Source organism: Streptosporangium sp. NPDC023615 (assembly GCF_040640155.1).
Lineage (GTDB): Bacteria > Actinomycetota > Actinomycetes > Streptosporangiales > Streptosporangiaceae > Streptosporangium.
Genome location: NZ_JBFABE010000143.1, coordinates 1 through 1,687, shown reverse-complemented (window position 1 = coordinate 1,687; position 1,687 = coordinate 1). Strand labels below are relative to the sequence as shown.

The window sequence follows — 1,687 nt, the reverse complement described above, 5'->3', positions numbered from 1 at the left end:
CGACCGGACCAGCAGGACCGACCGGCGCCACCGGCGCCACCGGAGAAACCGGCGCCACCGGACCGGTAGGACCGGCAGGGCCGATCGGCCTCACCGGACCCGCAGGACCGACGGGGGCTACCGGTCCCGTGGGAGAGACGGTGTGCGCCGATGACACGTGGGGCATCATCGGTCGCGAGACGTTGGGGGACCCGAGCGCGGTGTACCGCACCGGCCCGTACGCCCGCACGGATCCCACCGTTTCCGCCGCGGACGTACCACCGCCCCACGGCAGCGGCAGCATCGGCATCATCGTCGACGACGAACCTGACGAGATCGCCTTCGGGAACGAGACCGACTTCGCGGAACTGCCGGTCGGAGACATCACCACCCTGAAGTACTGGGTGTTCGCGGGCACCGACTCCATGGCGGACGTGTCGCTGCCCTCTCTCAACATAGAGGCCGACCCCAACGTGGGAACGACGGACGTCACCACGCTGATCTACCTGCCCGAGGCGTCCACCGCCCCGTCGGCTCCCGCGACCCCGACGGCCAACACCTGGCAGGAGTACGACGCCGGTGCCGCTGGCAGCGCCTGGTACGCCACCGGGACGACAGGCACCCTGATCGGCTGCACGGTGGCCACTCCGTGCACGTTCGACCAGCTCAAGACCAGGCTGCCGGATGCGGTGATCACCTTCAGCCTGGGGTTCGCCAGCACGGACGGCCCTTTCATCGGGGCGATCGACGGACTGCAGGTTAACAACACCGTCTACGACTTCGAGTTCCTCGGGACGCGTAAGACGGTCGCGACGACGTGACGGAGCGGCGGGGACGGCCCGGAAAGGCTCCCGGGCCGTCCACCGGGCCGCTCTCCCCGTCGGTGCGGTCCGGCCGCCGGTGGCCGGACATGTCCCGCCTGAGGGCTCGAAGGATGTTCCCCGCGCCCTCGGCGCGGTATCCGACGGGCGACCGGCCGGCCTGTCCGTCACGGGACCCCGCCGCCCCGCCACGGGACCGGCCCGCCGCAGGGCCGAACCGCCGCCTTGGGAAGACCCGAAGGGGAGAGGCCCACGAAGCGGACGAGCTCCGCGCACGAGGAGCACCGAGAAGCGACCACCCTCGGGTAAAACGCCCGGACAGGCCGATCCACCGGTCGGCACGCCGTCACCGTGACGGTGCGGTCGGGTGCTAGAACAAGATCACTATTCGATCGCGGGCCGGCCACCGGGCTCTCCGGTCATCGAAGGTCTCGAAGGTCTCGAAGGTCGTCGAAACCTTCTTCCCGGTGACGCCGCCCGCGGGTGAGGGACGTATGAGGATTTCTGTCTCGGTGCCGCCGCGACGTACCGGCGTTTCGAGACCGGCCCGGCTCCGCTCTCCCGGGAGGGCGTCACCGTCTCCCCGGAGGGCGTCACCGGCAATGATGATCATGTTGCTCGTCCCCGTCCTGACCGTGCTCATCACCGCGCGGCCCGGCCGCGGCGCCGCGGAGCCGGTGGAGCTGGGGACGGCCGGCGCGTTCGCGGTCCTGGCCGCGAGCACGGTCACCAGTACCGGCCCGACCGTGCTCACCGGTGACCTCGGACTGAGCCCGGGCACGTCCGTCACCGGCTTCCCGCCCGGCACCGTGATCGGCACCGTCTACGCCGCCGACGCCACCGCCGCCCAGGCCCAGGCCGACCTCACCACCGCCTACAACGACGCC

3 protein-coding genes are annotated in these 1,687 nt (G+C 71.1%); 2 read left to right on the top strand and 1 reads right to left on the bottom strand.

The features are described 5' to 3' along the window. Nucleotides 1-140 precede the first annotated feature (140 nt). Nucleotides 141-800 (top strand): hypothetical protein, encoded by a 660-nt coding sequence (locus tag AB0G16_RS38405; protein WP_362815908.1) that lies wholly within the window; start codon nt 141-143, stop codon nt 798-800. 370 nt (nt 801-1,170) lie between these two features. Here AB0G16_RS38405 and AB0G16_RS38400 read toward each other — a convergent pair whose 3' ends face one another. After that, nucleotides 1,171-1,413, bottom strand: a complete 243-nt coding sequence (locus AB0G16_RS38400) for a hypothetical protein (RefSeq protein ID WP_362815906.1) — start codon at nt 1,411-1,413, stop codon at nt 1,171-1,173. Here AB0G16_RS38400 and AB0G16_RS38395 point away from each other — a divergent pair. Next, nucleotides 1,412-1,687 (top strand): ice-binding family protein (locus AB0G16_RS38395; protein WP_362815904.1); only part of this gene is annotated, 276 nt, incomplete at its 3' end. The two genes, AB0G16_RS38400 and AB0G16_RS38395, sit on opposite strands and share 2 nt — an antisense overlap.